The organism is Aliiroseovarius sp. B-4, assembly GCF_056857795.1.
On the sequence record NZ_JBSXNV010000019.1, the window covers coordinates 1 to 18800 of the forward strand.

An 18800-nucleotide genomic window follows, 5' to 3' on the forward strand; every position below is an offset into this window, starting at 1 on the left:
ATGCGCCGTCGAGATCGTGATACCACGTGCTTTCTCTTCCGGTGCGCCGTCAATCTGATCATACGCCTTGAAGTCACCAAAATACTTGGTAATCGCAGCGGTCAGCGTCGTCTTGCCGTGGTCAACGTGGCCAATCGTGCCGATGTTGACGTGCGGTTTGGAGCGTTCAAACTTTTCCTTAGCCATGATGGCCTCCTATTAATCTATGCGCCGGGCAAGGACACCCCCTGCCCGGCTTGTTCGATTAGGCGAATTTCGCCTGAATTTCGTCCGAGATGTTCTGCGGAACCGGATCGTAATGCGAGAACTGCATCGTGAACTGCGCGCGGCCCGAAGACATGGAGCGCAGAGTGTTGATGTAGCCAAACATGTTCGCCAGCGGCACATTGGCATCAATCGCAATCGCGTTGCCGCGCGGCTCTTGACCCGACACCTGACCACGACGCGAGGTCAGGTCGCCGATGATACCACCGGTGTATTCCTCGGGCGTGATCACTTCCACTTTCATGATCGGTTCAAGCAGCTTGGCGCCGGCCAGACGCATACCTTCGCGCATACACATACGTGCAGCGATTTCGAAGGCCAGAACCGACGAGTCAACATCGTGGAATTTACCATCGACCAGGGCAACCTTGAAGTCGATCACGGGGAAGCCAGCCAAGGGACCGCTGTCCATGACAGAGTTGATGCCTTTTTCAACGCCTGGGATGTATTCCTTCGGTACGGCACCGCCAACGATGCGGCTTTCGAACGAATAACCTTCGCCAGCTTCGGTCGGCGAGATGATCATCTTCACCTCGGCATACTGACCCGAACCACCCGATTGTTTCTTGTGGGTGTAGGTATGCTCGACCTCTTTCGAAATCGTCTCGCGATACGCAACCTGCGGGGCACCGATATTGGCTTCCACTTTGAATTCACGCTTCAGACGGTCCACCAGGATGTCCAGGTGAAGTTCGCCCATGCCCTTCATGATTGTCTGACCCGATTCCAGATCAGTTTCCACACGGAAGGACGGGTCTTCAGCGGCCAAACGGGCCAGACCTTGGCTCATCTTCTCCTGGTCGGCCTTGGTTTTAGGCTCGACCGCAATCTCGATCACCGGATCCGGGAAGGTCATGGTTTCCAGAACCACCGGATCGTTGACAGCGCACAGCGTGTCACCTGTCGTGGTGTCTTTCAGACCTGCCAGCGCAATAATATCGCCCGCGAACGCTTCCGTGATTTCCTCGCGTTCGTTCGAGTGCATCATCATCATACGACCAACGCGCTCTTTCTTACCTTTGGTCGAATTCAAAAGCGTGTCGCCTTTGTTCAGGACACCCGAGTAGATGCGGGTAAAGGTCAGTGAGCCAACGAAAGGGTCGTTCATGATTTTGAACGCCAGACCCGAGAACGCCATCTCATCATCCGCACGACGCGGGATGTTGCGGGTTTCGGTTTCGTCACCGGGTTTGAAGCCCATGTAATCAACAACGTCCATCGGGCTGGGCAGATAGTCGATCACCGCGTTCAGAAGCGGTTGAACACCTTTGTTCTTGAAGGCAGAGCCACCCAGAACCGGAACAAATGACAGCGACAGGCAGCCCTTGCGCAGCAAAGCGCGCAGGGTTTTCACGTCCGGCTCAGCGCCGTCCATGAGGTAGTTTTCCATCGCATCGTCGTCCATTTCGACGGCCGCTTCGATCATCTTGCCGCGCCATTCGTCGGCCATGTCTTTCAGGCTGTCGCGGATCGGAGCTTTGACCCACGATGCGCCAAGATCTTCACCCTGCCACAGCCATTCTTCCATGGTCACAAGGTCGATCAGACCTTCCAACTCGGTCTCGGCACCGATCGGAATACCGACAGGAACAGCCCGGGCGCCGGTGCGGTCTTCGATCATGCGAACACAGTTGAAGAAGTCAGCGCCGATCTTGTCCATCTTGTTGACGAAGACCATGCGCGGAACCTTGTAGCGGTCAGCCTGACGCCACACGGTTTCGGTCTGGGGTTCAACACCAGCGTTGGCGTCAAGAACACAGACGGCACCATCAAGCACGGCCAGCGAACGTTCAACTTCAATGGTGAAGTCAACGTGGCCTGGAGTGTCGATGATGTTCAGACGGTGCTTCGGCGTGTCAGCAGTTTCGCCATCTTCGGTGCGTTCCCAGAAAGTGGTTGTTGCAGCCGAGGTGATGGTGATGCCGCGTTCCTGTTCCTGCTCCATCCAGTCCATGGTGGCCGCACCATCGTGCACCTCACCGAGGTTGTGGGATTTGCCGGTGTAAAACAGGATGCGTTCCGAGCAGGTGGTTTTACCCGCGTCGATATGCGCCATGATGCCGAAGTTGCGGTAACGGTCGAGAGGATAGTCGCGTGCCATGGTTTTCTTCCTTCCTTGGCTTTACCAGCGATAATGGCTGAACGCTTTGTTGGCGTCGGCCATTTTGTGGGTGTCTTCGCGTTTCTTGACGGCAGTACCGCGCGAATTCACAGCATCCAGAAGCTCGCCGGCAAGGCGTTCTTCCATTGTGTTTTCGTTGCGGTTGCGGGCGGCGGTGATCAACCAGCGGATCGCCAAAGCTTCGCGGCGCTCGGGGCGCACTTCGACCGGAACCTGATAGGTTGCACCACCAACACGACGCGACCGAACCTCGACCGACGGTTTGATGTTGTCCAGCGCCTCGTGGAACACTTCCACGGGTGCGCGCTTGATCTTGTCTTCTACGCGATCCAGCGCGTTATAGACGATTGTTTCTGCGACCGACTTCTTGCCGTCGATCATCAGGTTGTTCATGAATTTGCTCAGCACACGATCACCAAATTTGGCGTCGGGCAGGATTTCGCGCTTTTCAGCGGCGTGACGACGAGACATTCCCGGATCTCCTTACTTCGGACGCTTGGCGCCGTATTTCGAACGACGTTGCTTACGGTCTTTGACGCCCTGGGTATCCAGAACACCGCGAACGATGTGATAACGCACACCCGGAAGGTCTTTTACACGACCGCCGCGGATCAGAACCACCGAGTGTTCTTGCAGGTTGTGGCTTTCACCACCGATATAGCTGATAACCTCGAAACCATTGGTCAGGCGCACTTTGGCAACCTTACGCATGGCCGAGTTCGGCTTTTTCGGTGTGGTTGTGTAAACGCGCGTGCAAACGCCACGTTTTTGCGGGCAGGACTCCAGGTGCATCGACTTGGAGCGTTTTACTTTAGGCTGGCGCGGTTTGCGGATCAGCTGTTGAATCGTTGGCATAGGGCTCTTTTCCCGTTTCTCAACACATGTGTTTGCACGAGTGTCCCCGCGCGGTTTACATTTCCTCGCCCAGCACGTCTGCAAAGCGAAAATCCGCGACCGCTTCCATTCCGAGGCAAGCGACGCGGTTGGTTCACAGAGGATCAGTGCCTAAAAGTAGCGCCGACCTTGATCCCTCAATTCTGATGGTGCCGGGAAAAACCCAGCTGGATGGGGGGCGTATATGAGGAGTCGTGCCCCCTGTCAACCGCTGGCCACGAGTTTGCAAGGGCGGTTCAATCAGGGATGTCGCAGAAACCCCTTAGCCCTTGCCTGTCGGGACTGTTGCCGTTCGCGAAACAGGGTAAACAGGCCGGTTGCAACCACGATCCCGGCGCCGATAAGGGTAAGCACCTCCGGCCATTCGCCGAAAAAGATAAGACCAATGATCAAAGCCCAGATCAGCCCTGTATATCGGAAGGGCGCGATGAAGCCGATATCGCCCACCCGCATCACCATCACGGAAAACAGATAACCCATGAAAATAAACGAGGCCGCGAGAACCAGAAATCCTCCGCTTCTGACCGTGATCGGAGACCACTCGACCGTGGCCGAAACCATGCCGAATGCCACCGTGATTGCGACTGATGCCACCAAGGCCACGGTCATCGACGGCGTTGTCGGGGACATTTTCCGGACAACAAGGTCACGGAGTGTGATGAATCCGACTGCGAGCAATGCGTATACAGACCACGCCGTGAACCCGTCCCCCCCGGGTTTGACAATCAAGATGACGCCGACAAAGCCAACCAGGATGGCAAACAGGCGTCGCCATCCCAAAGGTTCCCCCAGAAACGCCCAGGCAGCCAGCGCGACGGTCAGGGGTAACGCCTGCAAAACCGCAGTGACGTTAGCAATCGGCATGTTGAACAACGCACTGAGAAAACAATAGGTGGCCCCCATTTCGGCCAACGACCGCAGAAGCATCAGCTTCCATTCTCGGCGGCTGAGCCGAAAGGTCAGCGACCGAAGGGCCAACCCCAAACCAAGCAACATCAAACTGGTCACGATGCCGCGCAGGAAAACCGCTTGTGACAGCGGCATATCACCGGACAAAGCCTTCATGGAGGCATCATTGAATGTGTACCCGGCCATCGCACCGGCCATCAATGCCGCACCCTTCATGTTGTCTGACACTGACATCCGGCTTCCATTTATGGTTCTGTAAGGTGAAATCGTGCCCGATCAAACGGCGCAACCGTATGGCCAGCACCCTATTCAAAGATGGAAGGGGCTTGCAAACGAAAAGCCCCGCCAGATGGCGGGGCCTTCCAGTTCAAGTCGAGGTCGATCAGGGTTGTTCTGAACCACCGAATTCCGGTGTTTCGACCAGCCCGTTATCATCTTCGGACACGTCGCCGAAAACATCTTCGGAAGGTGCAGCCAGCGCAGCGGCTTTTTCGGCTTCAGCGCGGGCTTCTTCGATCACCTTCATGTCGCGAGCTTGCGCGATGGACCGCACGCGTTGGGTGGCACCGCCGGTGCCTGCCGGAATCAAACGACCCACGATGACGTTTTCCTTGAGACCAACCAGCTTGTCGCGTTTGCCCTGAACCGAAGCCTCGGTCAGAACGCGGGTGGTTTCCTGGAACGAGGCTGCCGAGATGAACGAACGCGTCTGCAAGCTCGCCTTGGTGATCCCCAACAGGATCGGCTCGCCCGATGCCAGACGGCGACCTTCGGCCGCAGCCTTTTCGTTTGCAGCGTCGAATTCGGCCTTGTCGACATGTTCGCCTTTCAGAAGCGTGGTTTCACCCGAGTCCAAGATCTCCCACTTCTGTAGCATCTGGCGAACGATCACCTCGATATGCTTGTCGTTGATCTTCACACCTTGCAGGCGATAGACGTCCTGAACCTCGTCGATCATGTAATCAGCCAGTGCTTCGACACCCATGATGGACAGGATGTCATGCGGCGCGGGGTTGCCGTCCATGAGGTATTCACCCTTCTGGATGAAGTCACCTTCCGCAACCGGAATGTGCTTGCCTTTGGGCACCATGTATTCGACAGGCTCCATGCTTTCATCCGCCGGCTCGATCGAGATGCGACGCTTGTTCTTGTAGTCGCGGCCAAAGCGCACGTAACCATCAATCTCGGCGATGATTGCGTGATCTTTCGGACGACGGGCTTCGAACAATTCTGCAACACGCGGCAGACCACCGGTGATGTCCTTGGTCTTGGCACCTTCGCGCGGAATACGCGCGATCACGTCACCGGCTTTCACTGCCGAGCCGTCTTCAATTGATAGAATGGCATCAACCGACAACGTATAAGTGACAGGATTGCCCGCGTCATTGCGCACGGGCTCACCATCTTCACCCACCAAGATCACTTCCGGCTTCAGTTCGTTGCCTTTCGGCGCAGAACGCCAGTCCGACACGATCTTTTGTGTCATACCGGTTGCATCATCGGTTTCGTCACGCACCGAAATACCGCTGATCAGATCGACGAATTTCACCGTCCCGTCTTTTTCAGCGATCATCGGAAGCGTATACGGATCCCATTCAAACAGCTTGTCGCCACGGGCTACTTTCGCGCCGTCCTTGACGTGCAGCTTCGAGCCATAGCTCAGTTTGAACGTGGCACGCTCCACACCATTGCCGTCGATGATGGCCAGAACCATGTTCCGACCCATGACAACAATCTCGCCGTCACGGTCTTCCAGAATGCTCGCATTGCGATATTCGACCTTACCGTCCTGGCTGGCTTCCTGGAACGACTGTTGACCACCTTGGGCAACACCGCCAATGTGGAACGTCCGCATTGTCAGCTGCGTGCCCGGCTCACCGATCGACTGTGCCGCGATGATACCGACCGCTTCACCCGTGTTCACACGCGTTCCGCGTGCAAGGTCACGACCGTAGCAGTTGGCGCAAACGCCTTCTTCGGCTTCGCACGTCAGCGGGCTGCGCATCCGCACAGTCGCCACGCCCGAGGCTTCAATCTCGTCGGCTTTGCGTTCATCTACCAGTTCATTCTTGGCAACGATCACTTCGTCAGTGCCCGGAACCAGAACGTCCTCGGCGACGACACGGCCCAGAATGCGTTCACCCAAAGTCGCAACAACTTCGCCATCGTTGACAGCAGCTTCTGCTGTGATCGAGTTTTCGGTCCCACAATCGACCATGCGCACGATACAGTCCTGCGCCACGTCAACCAGTCGACGGGTCAGATAACCCGAGTTCGCGGTTTTCAAAGCCGTATCTGACAGACCCTTACGGGCACCGTGGGTCGAGTTGAAATACTCAAGCACGGTCAGACCTTCTTTGAAGTTCGAGATGATCGGCGTTTCGATGATCTCGCCCGAAGGTTTTGCCATCAGGCCACGCATACCGCCGAGCTGTTTCATCTGGGTGACAGAACCGCGCGCACCAGAGTGTGCCATCATGTAAACCGAGTTCGGTTCCGCTTCGGCACCGTTTTCATCACGCTTGGCGGACGAGATCGTGTCCATCATCGCGTCGGTGACTTTGTCGTTACATTTCGACCAGGCATCAACAACTTTGTTATACTTCTCGCCCAATGTGATCAGGCCGTCCATATACTGCTGTTCGAACCCTTTCACCTGTTCGCGGGTTTCGTCCACGATCGGCCATTTGCTGTCCGGGATGACCATGTCGTCCTTGCCGAACGAAATGCCAGCCTTGAAGGCTTCCTTGAAGCCCATGGACATGATCTGGTCACAGAAGATCACAGACTCTTTCTGACCGCAGTAGCGATAAACGGTGTCGATGACCTGCTGCACCTCTTTCTTCCGCAGAAGACGGTTCACCAGCTTGAACGGTGCTTTCGCATTCAGGGGCAGAAGCGCGCCAAGGCGGATACGACCAGGCGTGGTTTCGAAGCGAACAGTCACTTCGTTGCCTTCCTCGTCGATCTGTTTCATGCGGGCCTGAACCTTGGCGTGCATATGTACTTCACCAGCGTCCAAAGCGTGCTGAACTTCGTCCACATCGGAGAAGATCATGCCTTCGCCCTTCATACCTTCACGTTCCATCGTGATGTAATAAAGACCAAGGATCATGTCCTGCGACGGAACGATGATCGGCGCGCCGTTGGCGGGCGACAGAACGTTGTTCGTCGACATCATCAACACACGGGCCTCAAGCTGAGCTTCCAGCGACAGCGGCACGTGAACGGCCATCTGGTCGCCATCAAAGTCAGCGTTGAATGCCGAACACACCAGCGGATGAAGCTGGATCGCCTTACCTTCGATCAGGATCGGTTCGAACGCCTGAATACCAAGACGGTGCAGCGTGGGCGCGCGGTTCAGCATGACGGGGTGTTCGCGGATCACTTCATCCAGAATATCCCAGACTTCGGGACGCTCTTTTTCGACCAGCTTCTTGGCTTGCTTGACGGTGGAAGACAGCCCTTTGGCTTCAAGACGCGAATAGATGAACGGCTTGAACAGCTCGAGCGCCATCTTCTTGGGCAGACCGCATTGGTGCAGTTTGAGTTCCGGGCCGGTCACGATGACCGAACGACCCGAGAAGTCGACACGTTTCCCCAAAAGGTTCTGGCGGAAGCGACCTTGCTTACCTTTCAGCATGTCGGACAGCGATTTCAACGGACGCTTGTTGGCACCGGTGATCACGCGACCACGACGGCCGTTGTCAAACAGCGCATCAACAGATTCCTGCAACATCCGCTTTTCGTTGCGAACGATGATGTCGGGTGCGCGCAGTTCGATCAGACGCTTCAGGCGGTTGTTCCGGTTGATCACGCGACGATACAAATCGTTCAGATCCGACGTCGCGAAACGACCGCCATCCAGCGGCACCAGCGGGCGCAGCTCGGGCGGAATGACCGGGATGACGGTCAGGATCATCCATTCCGGGCGGTTGCCCGATTCAATGAAGGATTCAACGATCTTCAAACGCTTGATGATCTTCTTGGGTTTCAGTTCACCCGTGGCTTCGGCCAGATCGGCGCGCAGCTGTTCGGCTTCCGCCTCAAGATCTATCGCGGCCAGCATTTCGCGGATGGCTTCAGCACCAATATTGGCTGTGAAGGCGTCCATGCCATAGGTGTCTTGCGCGTCCATGAACTCTTCTTCGGTCATCAACTGACCGTATTGAAGATCCGTCAGACCGGGTTCGATCACCACATAGTTCTCGAAATACAGAATGCGCTCCAGATCACGCAGGGTCATGTCCAGCATCAGGCCGATGCGCGACGGCAACGACTTGAGGAACCAGATATGAGCGACAGGCGCTGCCAGCTCGATATGGCCCATACGCTCGCGGCGTACTTTCTGAAGGGTAACTTCCACGCCACATTTCTCGCAGACAACGCCGCGATACTTCATGCGCTTGTATTTACCGCACAGGCATTCGTAGTCTTTGACCGGGCCAAAGATACGCGCACAGAACAGACCGTCGCGTTCGGGTTTGAACGTGCGATAGTTGATGGTCTCGGGCTTCTTGATCTCGCCATACGACCACGAAAGAATCCGTTCCGGGCTGGCCAGCGAAACTTTGATCTCGTCAAAGGTCTTGGGGGCCGCCAGCGGGTTGAACGGGTTTGTTGTCAGTTCCTGGTTCATTTTGCGTTCCTTACATTAAGGGAGGGAGGGGAGGGATAAGGCAGGACGCCCTATTCCTCGCCCTCTGCATCCAGGAGTTCCATGTTGAGGCCGAGGCCGCGGACTTCTTTGACAAGCACATTGAACGATTCCGGTACGCCGGCTTCGAAGTTGTCCTCGCCCTTCACGATGCTTTCATAGACTTTCGTCCGTCCGGCAACGTCATCCGATTTCACAGTCAGCATCTCTTGCAGCGTGTATGCCGCGCCATATGCTTCCAAGGCCCAGACTTCCATTTCACCAAAACGCTGACCACCGAACTGCGCCTTACCACCCAGCGGCTGCTGAGTAACAAGCGAGTACGGGCCGGTCGAACGCGCGTGGATCTTGTCGTCCACAAGGTGGTGCAGTTTCAGCAGATACTTCACGCCGACTGTCACAGGGCGCGAGAACTGTTCGCCGGTGCGTCCATCGAACAGGACCGACTGGCCCGAGGTGTCGAAACCGGCACGCGTCAGCGCATCGTTCACGTCAGCCTCTTTCGCGCCGTCAAAGACTGGCGTGGCAATCGGCACACCGCGCGTCACATTTGAAGCCGCATCGACCAATGTATCTTCGTCCATGCCGGAGATGCCTTCTTCATAGACATCGTCGCCATAGGCTATGCGCATCGCTTCGCGCACCGGGGTCAGATCGCCAGAGCGGCGATATTCACCCAGAGCCTCGTCAATATTCAGACCCAGACCGCGCGCGGCCCAACCCATATGGGTTTCAAGAATCTGACCGACGTTCATACGCGACGGCACACCCAGCGGGTTCAGACAGAAGTCAACCGGCGTCCCGTCAGCAAGGAACGGCATGTCTTCCATAGGAACAACCTTGGAAATAACACCCTTGTTCCCGTGACGGCCAGCCATCTTGTCGCCCGGCTGAAGCTTGCGCTTCACAGCAACGAAGACTTTGACCATTTTCATGACACCCGGCGGCAGGTCGTCGCCACGACGGACTTTTTCGACCTTGTCCTCAAAGCGAGCATCCAACGCACGTTTCTGTGCTTCGAACTGCTCGTTCAGGGCTTCGACGATCTTGGCATCGTCTTCGTCTTCCAGCGCAAGTTGCCACCATTGGCCGCGGCTCAGGCTTTCCAGAAGCTCGTCGGTGATTTTCGACCCCGATTTGACGCCTTTCGGTCCCTTCACGGCAACTTTGCCTTCGATCATGCTGCGCAGGCGCGCATAGATGTTGCGCTCCAGAATGTGCAGTTCGTCGTCACGGTCACGGGCAAGGCTTTCGACCTCTTCCCGCTCGATCTGCAACGCACGTTCGTCTTTCTCGACACCATGGCGATTGAAGACGCGCACTTCGACAACGGTGCCGAAATCGCCCGGCTTCACACGAAGCGAAGTGTCGCGAACGTCCGATGCTTTCTCACCGAAGATGGCACGCAGAAGTTTTTCTTCCGGCGTCATCGGGCTTTCGCCCTTCGGTGTGATCTTACCGACCAGAATGTCGCCCGGTTCCACATCTGCACCGATGTAAACGATGCCAGCCTCGTCAAGGTTGCGCAGCGCCTCTTCACCGACGTTCGGAATGTCACGGGTGATTTCTTCCGGCCCAAGCTTGGTGTCACGGGCGGCGACTTCGAATTCCTCGATATGGACCGAGGTAAACACGTCATCACGCGCGATACGCTCGGAAATCAGGATCGAGTCTTCGTAGTTGTAGCCATTCCAGGGCATAAACGCGACAACCACGTTCTTGCCCAGAGCCAATTCGCCCATATCCGTAGACGGACCATCCGCAATGACTTCATCTTTCGACACCTGCTGACCCACTTTCACCAGCGGACGCTGGTTGATGCAGGTGTTCTGGTTCGAACGCTGGAACTTGCGCAGACGGTAGATATCGACGCCCGCATCCCCCAGACCGAGGTCTTCGGTGGCACGCACGACGATACGTGTCGCGTCAACCTGGTCAATCACACCGCCACGTTTGGCTTGGATGGCCGCGCCTGAATCGATGGCAACCTTGCCCTCGATGCCGGTGCCGACATACGGTGCCTCGGCCCGCAGAAGCGGAACCGCCTGACGTTGCATGTTCGACCCCATCAGGGCGCGGTTGGCGTCGTCATTTTCCAGGAACGGAATAAGCGAAGCGGCGACCGAGACCAGCTGTTTTGGCGACACGTCGATCAGGTCAACGCTTTCTCGCTGCGCCATGGTGTACTCACCCGACTGACGGGTGTTCACCAGATCGTTTTCAAAACGGCCGTTTTCGTCCAGATGCGCGTTGGCCTGCGCCACGGTGTGACGCATTTCTTCGGTGGCGGACATGTAGTTCACTTCGTCCGTGACCTTGCCGTCCACAACCTTGCGATAAGGCGTTTCGATGAAGCCGTATTTGTTCACGCGGGCGAAAGTGGCAAGCGAGTTGATCAGACCAATGTTTGGCCCTTCCGGCGTTTCAATCGGACACATACGACCATAGTGGGTCGGGTGCACGTCGCGCACTTCGAACCCAGCGCGTTCGCGGGTCAGACCACCCGGCCCAAGCGCCGACAGACGGCGTTTGTGAGTGACTTCCGAAAGTGGGTTGGTTTGGTCCATAAACTGCGACAGCTGCGACGAGCCGAAGAATTCACGAACGGCAGCCGCCGCCGGTTTCGCGTTTATCAGGTCTTGCGGCATGACGGTGTCAATCTCGACCGACGACATGCGTTCCTTGATCGCACGTTCCATGCGCAGCAGGCCAACGCGATACTGATTTTCCATCAGTTCACCGACCGAGCGCACACGACGGTTGCCCAAATGGTCGATATCGTCGATGTCGCCCTTGCCGTCACGCAGTTCAACCAGCGCCTTGACGCAGGCAACGATATCTTCGCGACGCAGCGTACGCTGGGTGTCTTCTGCATCCAGATCCAAACGCATGTTCATCTTCACGCGACCGACGGCCGACAGGTCATAACGCTCGCTGTCGAAGAACAGCGTGTCGAAAAGGGCCGACGCGGCGTCCACGGTGGGTGGTTCACCCGGGCGCATCACGCGGTAGATGTCCATAAGCGCGGTGTCGCGACCCATGTTCTTGTCAGCGGCCATGGTGTTGCGGATGTAGGGACCAACATTGATGTTGTCGATGTCCAGAACCGGGATGTCGGTGATGCCGGCATCCAAAAGCTCTTTCAGCGACCCGCCAATCAACTCGCCGTCTTTGTCGTGTTCCAGCGTCAACTCGTCACCGGCTTCGACATAGATCGCGCCGGTTTCTTCGTTAATGATGTCCTTGGCGACATAGCGGCCAACGATCGAGTCAAACGGTACCAGCAGGTCGATGGTTTTGCCATCTTCCATCAGTTTCTTGACGGCTCGCGGGGTGATCTTCTTGCCAGCCTCGGCAATCACTTCGCCGGTCTTGGCATTGACCAGATCCTGCGTCGGACGGGTGCCGGCAACACGCTCGGGGAAGAACTTGGTAACCCAACCCTTGTTCTTCTTCAGCTTGTACTGAACAGTGTCGTAATAGGCATCCATGATCGCTTCCTGATCCAGACCCAGCGCATAAAGCAGGGTCGTCACAGGCAGTTTGCGGCGACGGTCGATGCGCGCAAAAACGATGTCCTTGGCGTCAAATTCGAAATCCAGCCACGAACCGCGATAGGGAATGATGCGGCACGCAAACAGCAGTTTGCCCGACGAATGCGTCTTGCCCTTGTCGTGATCGAAGAACACACCGGGGGACCGGTGCATCTGGGACACGATCACACGCTCGGTGCCGTTCACGACAAACGTTCCGTTCGGCGTCATCAAGGGCATATCCCCCATGAACACGTCCTGTTCCTTGATGTCCTTGACCGACTTCGCGCCGGTATCTTCATCAATATCAAACACGATCAGACGAAGCGTCACTTTCAACGGGGCCGAATATGTCAGGTCGCGCTGCTGGCATTCCTCGACATCGAATTTTGGCTGCTCCAGCTCGTATTTCACGAACTCAAGAATAGCGGTTTCATTGAAATCCTTGATCGGGAAAACCGACTGGAAAACTGCGTTGATGCCCTCGCCGTCCATCGGCTGCGGCTGATCGCCGGAATTCAGGAAAAGATCATAAGAGCTTTTCTGAACCTCGATCAGGTTCGGCATCTCAAGCACTTCACGGATTTTGCCGTAGTACTTACGCAAGCGTTTCTGGCCAAGATAGGTCTGCGCCATAAGGTAATTACCTTTCATTTCTCAACTGATGCGCCAACCGTTGGGTCACCGGCAACGCCTCGTCCGAGATTGGGGGTTCGGACCAATTCCCGGAAACCGTCCCAAGGGCTTCCTCCCGATCCATTGAACCTTTCCCAGAAGAGCGCCCGATCCTTCGGGCCCTCTTCAAGACAGGTTCGGCTGGACCCGGATTTCTCCGGGCCCAGCCATAATTTGCGGGTCTTCAAGCGACCCGAAAGCGCAAGGCTTAGGCCAGCTCGACTTCGGCGCCAGCTGCTTCCAGCTTGCCTTTGATGTCTTCTGCTTCGGCTTTGTCCACGCCTTCTTTGATCTTGCCGCCAGCTTCGACCAGCTCTTTGGCTTCCTTCAGGCCAAGACCGGTGATGCCGCGAACTTCTTTGATCACGTTGATTTTCGAGGCACCAGCGTTCTTCAGAACGACGTCGAACTCGGTTTTTTCTTCTTCAGCTGCGCCAGCGTCGCCAGCAGGGCCAGCCATCATCACTGCGCCGCCAGCTGCGGGCTCGATGCCATACTCGTCCTTGAGGATGGTTTTCAGTTCTTGTGCTTCGAGAAGGGTCAGACCCACGATCTCTTCGGCAAGTTTCTTCAGATCAGCCATTTGACTTCTTTCCGTTATTAGATGTGTTCCAACGTGAGGCGATATTCCGCTACACGGGGCTCAGATTGCTTAAGCAGCCTTGTCCTCGATTGTGGACAAGATGGATGCGATGTTCGAAGCAGGCGCGCCAATGGCACCGGCGATGTTCGAAGCAGGCGCGCCAATGCAGCCAACGATCGAAGCAATAAGCTCGTCACGCGACGGCATAGCGGCAACAGCTTTGACACCGGCCGTATCCAGCGCCGTCTCGCCCATGGCACCACCAAGAATAACGAGTTTGTCGTTGGTCTTGGCGTAGCCTTCCATGACCTTGGCCGCAGCCACGGGGTCTTCGGAATAGGCAAGAACGGTCATGCCCGAAAGAAGGTCGGCGATTGAAGCGGCCGGCTTGTCTTCCAAAGCGATTTTGGCGAGCTTGTTCTTGGCAACACGCACCGACCCGCCAGCTTCGCGCATTTGCGAACGCAGGTCCTGCATCTCGGCAACCGTGAGACCCGCGTAGTGGGCAACCACTACGACGCCAGAGCTTTCGAAGATCTGGCCGAGTTCCTCGACCACTTTCTCTTTCTGGGCTCTATCCACAGTTTTACTCCAAGTATGGAGGGTCAGACCCTCCGGCTCTTATTTCACCAGATTTTCAGAGAAAACCCGGCAATCGGGTCCGTGATACGGGTCCTTCGCAAAATCGCCCCAGGGCCAAAGGGCCACGAGAATTCTTTTGTTCATTTCCCATCTCAGGCAGGAATTATGACCCTTGCGCGCGGTCGCTTTTCAGCACGGCCCACCAGTGTCACCCACCGTCTCGGACGAAATGCAAAACAGCGCACGACGAATCGCACGCTGGACTGCATGGGTTACTTAGGACGTTTGCCGGGGTATTCCAACCCCTAATCGGGCGCGCGTTGTGAGGCGTCGCCCAAAACTCTTTGAACACTAGCACGAAATCATCCGTTGCGCAAAAGGGGATGGCAAATACGAAAAGGGCGCCACATCGGGCGCCCTTCAAGGTATTGCGTCAACTGACGATCAGTTGCCCGTCGCGCTGTCCACCGAGATGGTAACGCCCGGACCCATGGTCGAGCTTAGCGCGATCTTTTTCATATAAGTGCCTTTGGCACCGGTCGGCTTGGCTTTTTGAACGGCGTCAATGAAGGCACGCACGTTTTCGACCAGCTTGGCTTCGTCAAACGACGCCTTGCCCAGACCCGCATGAACCACGCCGCCTTTTTCAGCTTTGAACTGAACCTGGCCACCTTTTGCTGCTTCCACGGCTTCTTTCACATCCATGGTCACAGTGCCAACCTTCGGGTTCGGCATCAGGTTGCGAGGGCCAAGGACTTTGCCCAGACGACCCACGATCGGCATCATGTCCGGCGTGGCGATGCAGCGATCGAACTCGATGGTGCCGCCCTGAATGGTTTCCATCAGGTCTTCTGCGCCGACGATGTCGGCACCGGCTGCCTGAGCTTCTTCCGCTTTGGGACCACGTGCGAACACGGCGACCCGCATGGTTTTACCGGTGCCGTTCGGCAGGCCGATCACACCGCGGACCATCTGGTCTGCGTGACGTGTGTCGACACCCAGCGACATGGCGATCTCGATTGTCTCGTCGAACTTTGCTTTGGCGTTGCTCTTGACCAGAGCGACAGCTTCTTCGACAGAAACGTTTTCTTTGCCGGCGAATGCTTCGCGTGCGGCTTTGGTGCGTTTACCCAATTTCGCCATCTTACTTCACCTCGATGCCCATAGACCGGGCAGAGCCCAGAACGATCAACATCGCAGCTTCGATATCAGTCGCGTTCAGATCTTTCATTTTTGCTTCGGCGATCTCTTTCACCTGAGCGGCGGTCACGGTGCCCACGGTTTCGTGACCAGGCTTGTTCGCACCCGACTTCAGGCCAGCCGCCTTGCGCAGGTAGTAAGACGCAGGCGGCGTCTTGATATCCATGGTGAAGGACTTGTCCTGGTAATAGGTGATCACGGTCGGGCACGGCGCACCGGGCTCCATTTCCTGCGTCTTGGCGTTGAATGCCTTGCAGAATTCCATGATGTTGATGCCGCGTTGACCCAATGCGGGGCCGACGGGCGGGCTGGGGTTGGCTTGACCTGCAGGAACCTGCAGCTTCATCGTGCCAGCGAGTTTTTTAGCCATCTGGCTTCTCCTTTTACAACAGCTCCGGGACGCGTCCCTTTGCCTTCCATTGTCGTGGTCTGGATTGGGGATCGCGATCCCGGCCCCTCCCACGCCCGCCCGATGGGGCGGCTAACGCGTCAGGTCTGTTTCGTGACCTGCGTGTATTCCAGTTCGACCGGGGTGGCCCGGCCAAAGATCGACACCGTGACCTTCAGGCGCTGGTTATCGTCATCAACGTCTTCGACCATTCCGTCAAAGCCTTCAAACGGACCATCCGTCACCGCCACCTTCTCGCCCACTTCGAAGTGGATCAGGGTGCGCGGCGCGTCAACGCCTTCTTCAACACGGTTCAGGATCGCATTGACTTCGGCATCACGCATCGGCATCGGGCGGCCCTGCGGACCAAGGAACCCGGTCACGCGATTGATTGACGTGATCAGGTGATAGCCTTCGTCCGACATCTCCATATGAACAAGCACGTAGCCCGGCATAAACCGACGTTCGGTGGTCACTTTCTTGCCACGGCGAACTTCAATCACCTCTTCGGTGGGGACCAGCACCTCGTCGATCTCATCGCCCAGACCTTTTTCTTCGACCGAGGTCTTGATCTGCTCGGCAATCTTCTTTTCGAAGTTCGAGAGCACGCTCACCGAATACCACCGTTTCGCCATATCAGCCTCTGCCTTCTTGCGCCCATTGGGCCATTCAAATTCCGTTTTCGGGAACAAAAAAGCGGCGTGCAACTCGAATCGCCACACGCCCGTCCCGAAGTGTCGCCCGGACTACCCCTGAAACGTGCTCATTTCAAGGGGTCAGGCGAAAACTCAGCCAAACAGACCAAGCACAACAGCCAGACCGCTGCGAATACCCAGATCAATAAGCGAGAAGAACAGCGCCGTCAGCGCAGCCAGCACAAACACCATCCCTGTGGTCAGAAGCACTTCGCGGCGGGTCGGCCATGTCACCTTGGACATTTCGGCACGCACCTGCTGAATGAATTGCAGCGGATTGGTCATCTTGTTTCTCAACCTTTTATGAGTCAGGCGGTCAATTACGCAATGCGCGCGGGGTTTTCAAGCCTCGTCAGCCCTGCGCCCCGACAATAAAGCCGAAATGACGTGGTCAAGGTCAACGAAGCGGTGGAAATGGCAGGGGCACCAGGGTTCGAACCCGGGACCTACGGTTTTGGAGACCGTCGCTCTACCAACTGAGCTATACCCCTAGGACCGAGGGTCGGATTACGGCAAGGCGCAGATGTTTTCAAGCGATTTCAGCGCCAATCTGCGAAGAAAGCAACCCGACCTTAAATCTTCGACTGTTTACCTGCCAGATGATGCGGTAACACGGAATCCAGATGATACGGGATACCAACGAATTCAACGATGCGCCGTGGCGCGCCATCGACCGGGCCGAGATGGAGCAAACCCAGAGCGTGCCGACCATGTTGGCGAAGCGGGAACAAAAACTCTATTATTGGCTTACATCGCATTGGACCCAAGATATTGGGGCCGTTGTCGATCTGGGCTGCTTCGTCGGCGGATCAACCGCGCGTCTTGCCGATGGGCATATGGACGCTGGAAAATCCCATTGGATTCATGCATATGACCGCTTCAAAGCGGATGAACGCACCAAAGCCGCGGAACTCTATCGCAAGGGTATCGCGCCGTTCAAAGGGACTGACATCTATTGGCTGGCCCGCGACCTTCTGGAACCGTGGGAGGAACGCGTCACCCTGCATCGCGGCGACATCCTGTCAAAAACCTGGGATGGATCACCAATTGAACTGCTGGTCATGGACGCTGCAAAATCGACCGAGACCACCGACGGCATCGCCGAACGGTTCTTTCCGCATCTGATACCGGGGCAATCTTTGGTGGTGCAGCAAGATTACTTCCACTGGCGCCTTCCGTGGATCCCGGTGCAAATGCACCTGATGAAAGACTGGTTCAGGCCGGTGGCCTTCTGCCCCGACGACACCGTGATCTTCCAGAATATCCGCCCGATTGATGACAAGGCACTGACAGCGGGCAAGGTCAGCGACCTTGACGACGACGCGCTACTCGGCAGCCTGGCCGAAGTTCAACCACTTGCCCGCACTTGGCGCAGGAAGCAGCGTATTTACCGGATGAAGCGCGCCATCAAGGCAAATCCGGGGGTGCGGACGGGGTATTTGATGGTGGATCCGGATAAGCTTTGAGGCGATCCGTTGTCCTCGTTCGTATTACGAGGCAACTTTGACATCAACGTCCAACATCAAACCGTTCGAAGTGTATTTTCCACGCATTAAAAATCCATTGGTCTGCACTTCGGGAAACATTTCAGCCCAATCACGATAACGATCATTTGTCACAACGATCGCATTTAATCTGCGCGCTTCACGTAAAATCGCCTCGTCCGCGATCGTTCCCTTCGCGACAACTGTTACGGATGAACTCTGCAAACGCAGGATGTTCTCAAAATCACGATCATGCAGATACCGACCAGACAGAAGATACCCTGCGTTGGCATCAAAGAAGACCCGAGGAGAGAATCCAAGTTCCAACAATCGCCGCGTTACCGCACGCAGCGGGTCAATGCTGGGTTCTCCATCTGCCCAGTGCAGCACATTCGACCCATCAACGATTGCCCACACTTTCTTTTGGGCTGGTCGCTTGGGTTTTCTCTGCCTCGATGACGTCTGTCTCTGAAGCTGCCGCAGCAATAAGAACAAGCCAGCAAGCGTGATCGGCACCGAGAGCAACAGGAGATCATCCCATCCGGGTTTCGAAACCGCAAAAGCTGTGAACAGAAAAGACAGAAGAGTTACCAGAAACAAGAACAACAATGCTGCACGCCTTACAATGGATGATCCATTTTCCATACTATAGAGTGAACACTGCTGAGCAAGAGCAACTCAAATGAAAAAGGGCGCCTTCAGGTGCCCTTTCCGTTCAAGAACTGCGATCGCTATCAGGCTCTCGGCAGATTTGGCGTCGCCGCCAGATCGCCTGTCGCCAGTCAGAACGCGGGGCGTTCTTACTCGATGATCT

General features: G+C 56.3%; 15 protein-coding genes and 1 tRNA gene. 1 reads left to right on the plus strand and 15 read right to left on the minus strand.

The annotated features are described in order from the left end of the window. The 14 genes from AC13C8_RS00865 to AC13C8_RS00930 form a co-directional block, all read right to left on the minus strand. A partial coding sequence (locus AC13C8_RS00865; protein ID WP_482846092.1) for a GTP-binding protein occupies nt 1-186 on the minus strand: 186 nt, incomplete at its 3' end. A 58-nt stretch (nt 187-244) separates the two neighbouring features. Then, nucleotides 245-2365, minus strand: a complete 2121-nt coding sequence (fusA, locus tag AC13C8_RS00870; protein ID WP_091428124.1) for an elongation factor G — start codon at nt 2363-2365, stop codon at nt 245-247. Between the two features lie 21 nt (nt 2366-2386). Next, a complete protein-coding gene (gene rpsG, locus AC13C8_RS00875; protein ID WP_091428120.1) occupies nt 2387-2857 on the minus strand; it encodes a 30S ribosomal protein S7 in 471 nt (156 codons plus the stop codon). Between the two features lie 12 nt (nt 2858-2869). Next, the gene (rpsL, locus tag AC13C8_RS00880; protein ID WP_091428117.1) at nt 2870-3241 is read right to left on the minus strand and encodes a 30S ribosomal protein S12; all 372 of its coding nucleotides are present in this window, start codon (nt 3239-3241) and stop codon (nt 2870-2872) included. Nucleotides 3242-3520: 279 nt separating this feature from the next. Next, entirely contained in the window at nt 3521-4423 is a 903-nt protein-coding gene (locus AC13C8_RS00885; protein WP_482846093.1) for a DMT family transporter, read from the minus strand. Nucleotides 4424-4571: 148 nt separating this feature from the next. Next, nucleotides 4572-8828, minus strand: coding sequence for a DNA-directed RNA polymerase subunit beta' (rpoC, locus tag AC13C8_RS00890; protein ID WP_091428114.1), 4257 nt, complete (start codon nt 8826-8828; stop codon nt 4572-4574). Nucleotides 8829-8878: 50 nt separating this feature from the next. Further along, on the minus strand, nt 8879-13015 hold the full coding sequence (rpoB, locus tag AC13C8_RS00895) for a DNA-directed RNA polymerase subunit beta (RefSeq protein WP_091428113.1): 4137 nt from the start codon (nt 13013-13015) through the stop codon (nt 8879-8881). Between the two features lie 247 nt (nt 13016-13262). Beyond that, nucleotides 13263-13637 (minus strand): 50S ribosomal protein L7/L12, encoded by a 375-nt coding sequence (rplL, locus tag AC13C8_RS00900; RefSeq protein ID WP_091428111.1) that lies wholly within the window; start codon nt 13635-13637, stop codon nt 13263-13265. Nucleotides 13638-13706: 69 nt separating this feature from the next. Further along, the gene (gene rplJ / locus AC13C8_RS00905) at nt 13707-14219 is read right to left on the minus strand and encodes a 50S ribosomal protein L10 (protein ID WP_091428110.1); all 513 of its coding nucleotides are present in this window, start codon (nt 14217-14219) and stop codon (nt 13707-13709) included. A gap of 444 nt (nt 14220-14663) precedes the next feature. Next, nucleotides 14664-15362, minus strand: a complete 699-nt coding sequence (rplA, locus tag AC13C8_RS00910) for a 50S ribosomal protein L1 (protein WP_091428108.1) — start codon at nt 15360-15362, stop codon at nt 14664-14666. 1 nt (nt 15363) lies between these two features. Next, complete coding sequence (gene rplK, locus AC13C8_RS00915; protein ID WP_091428107.1) at nt 15364-15789, minus strand: 50S ribosomal protein L11; 426 nt, start codon at nt 15787-15789, stop codon at nt 15364-15366. Between the two features lie 119 nt (nt 15790-15908). After that, entirely contained in the window at nt 15909-16442 is a 534-nt protein-coding gene (nusG, locus tag AC13C8_RS00920) for a transcription termination/antitermination protein NusG (protein WP_091431954.1), read from the minus strand. Nucleotides 16443-16595: 153 nt separating this feature from the next. Then, nucleotides 16596-16787: a preprotein translocase subunit SecE gene (secE, locus tag AC13C8_RS00925; protein ID WP_482846094.1), complete on the minus strand. Its 192-nt coding sequence runs from the start codon at nt 16785-16787 to the stop codon at nt 16596-16598. Nucleotides 16788-16917: 130 nt separating this feature from the next. Then, a tRNA-Trp gene (locus AC13C8_RS00930) sits at nt 16918-16993 on the minus strand. Between the two features lie 132 nt (nt 16994-17125). Here AC13C8_RS00930 and AC13C8_RS00935 point away from each other — a divergent pair. Then, complete coding sequence (locus AC13C8_RS00935; protein ID WP_482846095.1) at nt 17126-17968, plus strand: class I SAM-dependent methyltransferase; 843 nt, start codon at nt 17126-17128, stop codon at nt 17966-17968. 24 nt (nt 17969-17992) lie between these two features. On the opposite strand, the gene AC13C8_RS00940 is transcribed toward AC13C8_RS00935, so the two are convergent. Beyond that, nucleotides 17993-18631, minus strand: coding sequence for an NYN domain-containing protein (locus tag AC13C8_RS00940; protein ID WP_482846096.1), 639 nt, complete (start codon nt 18629-18631; stop codon nt 17993-17995). Nucleotides 18632-18800 lie beyond the last annotated feature (169 nt).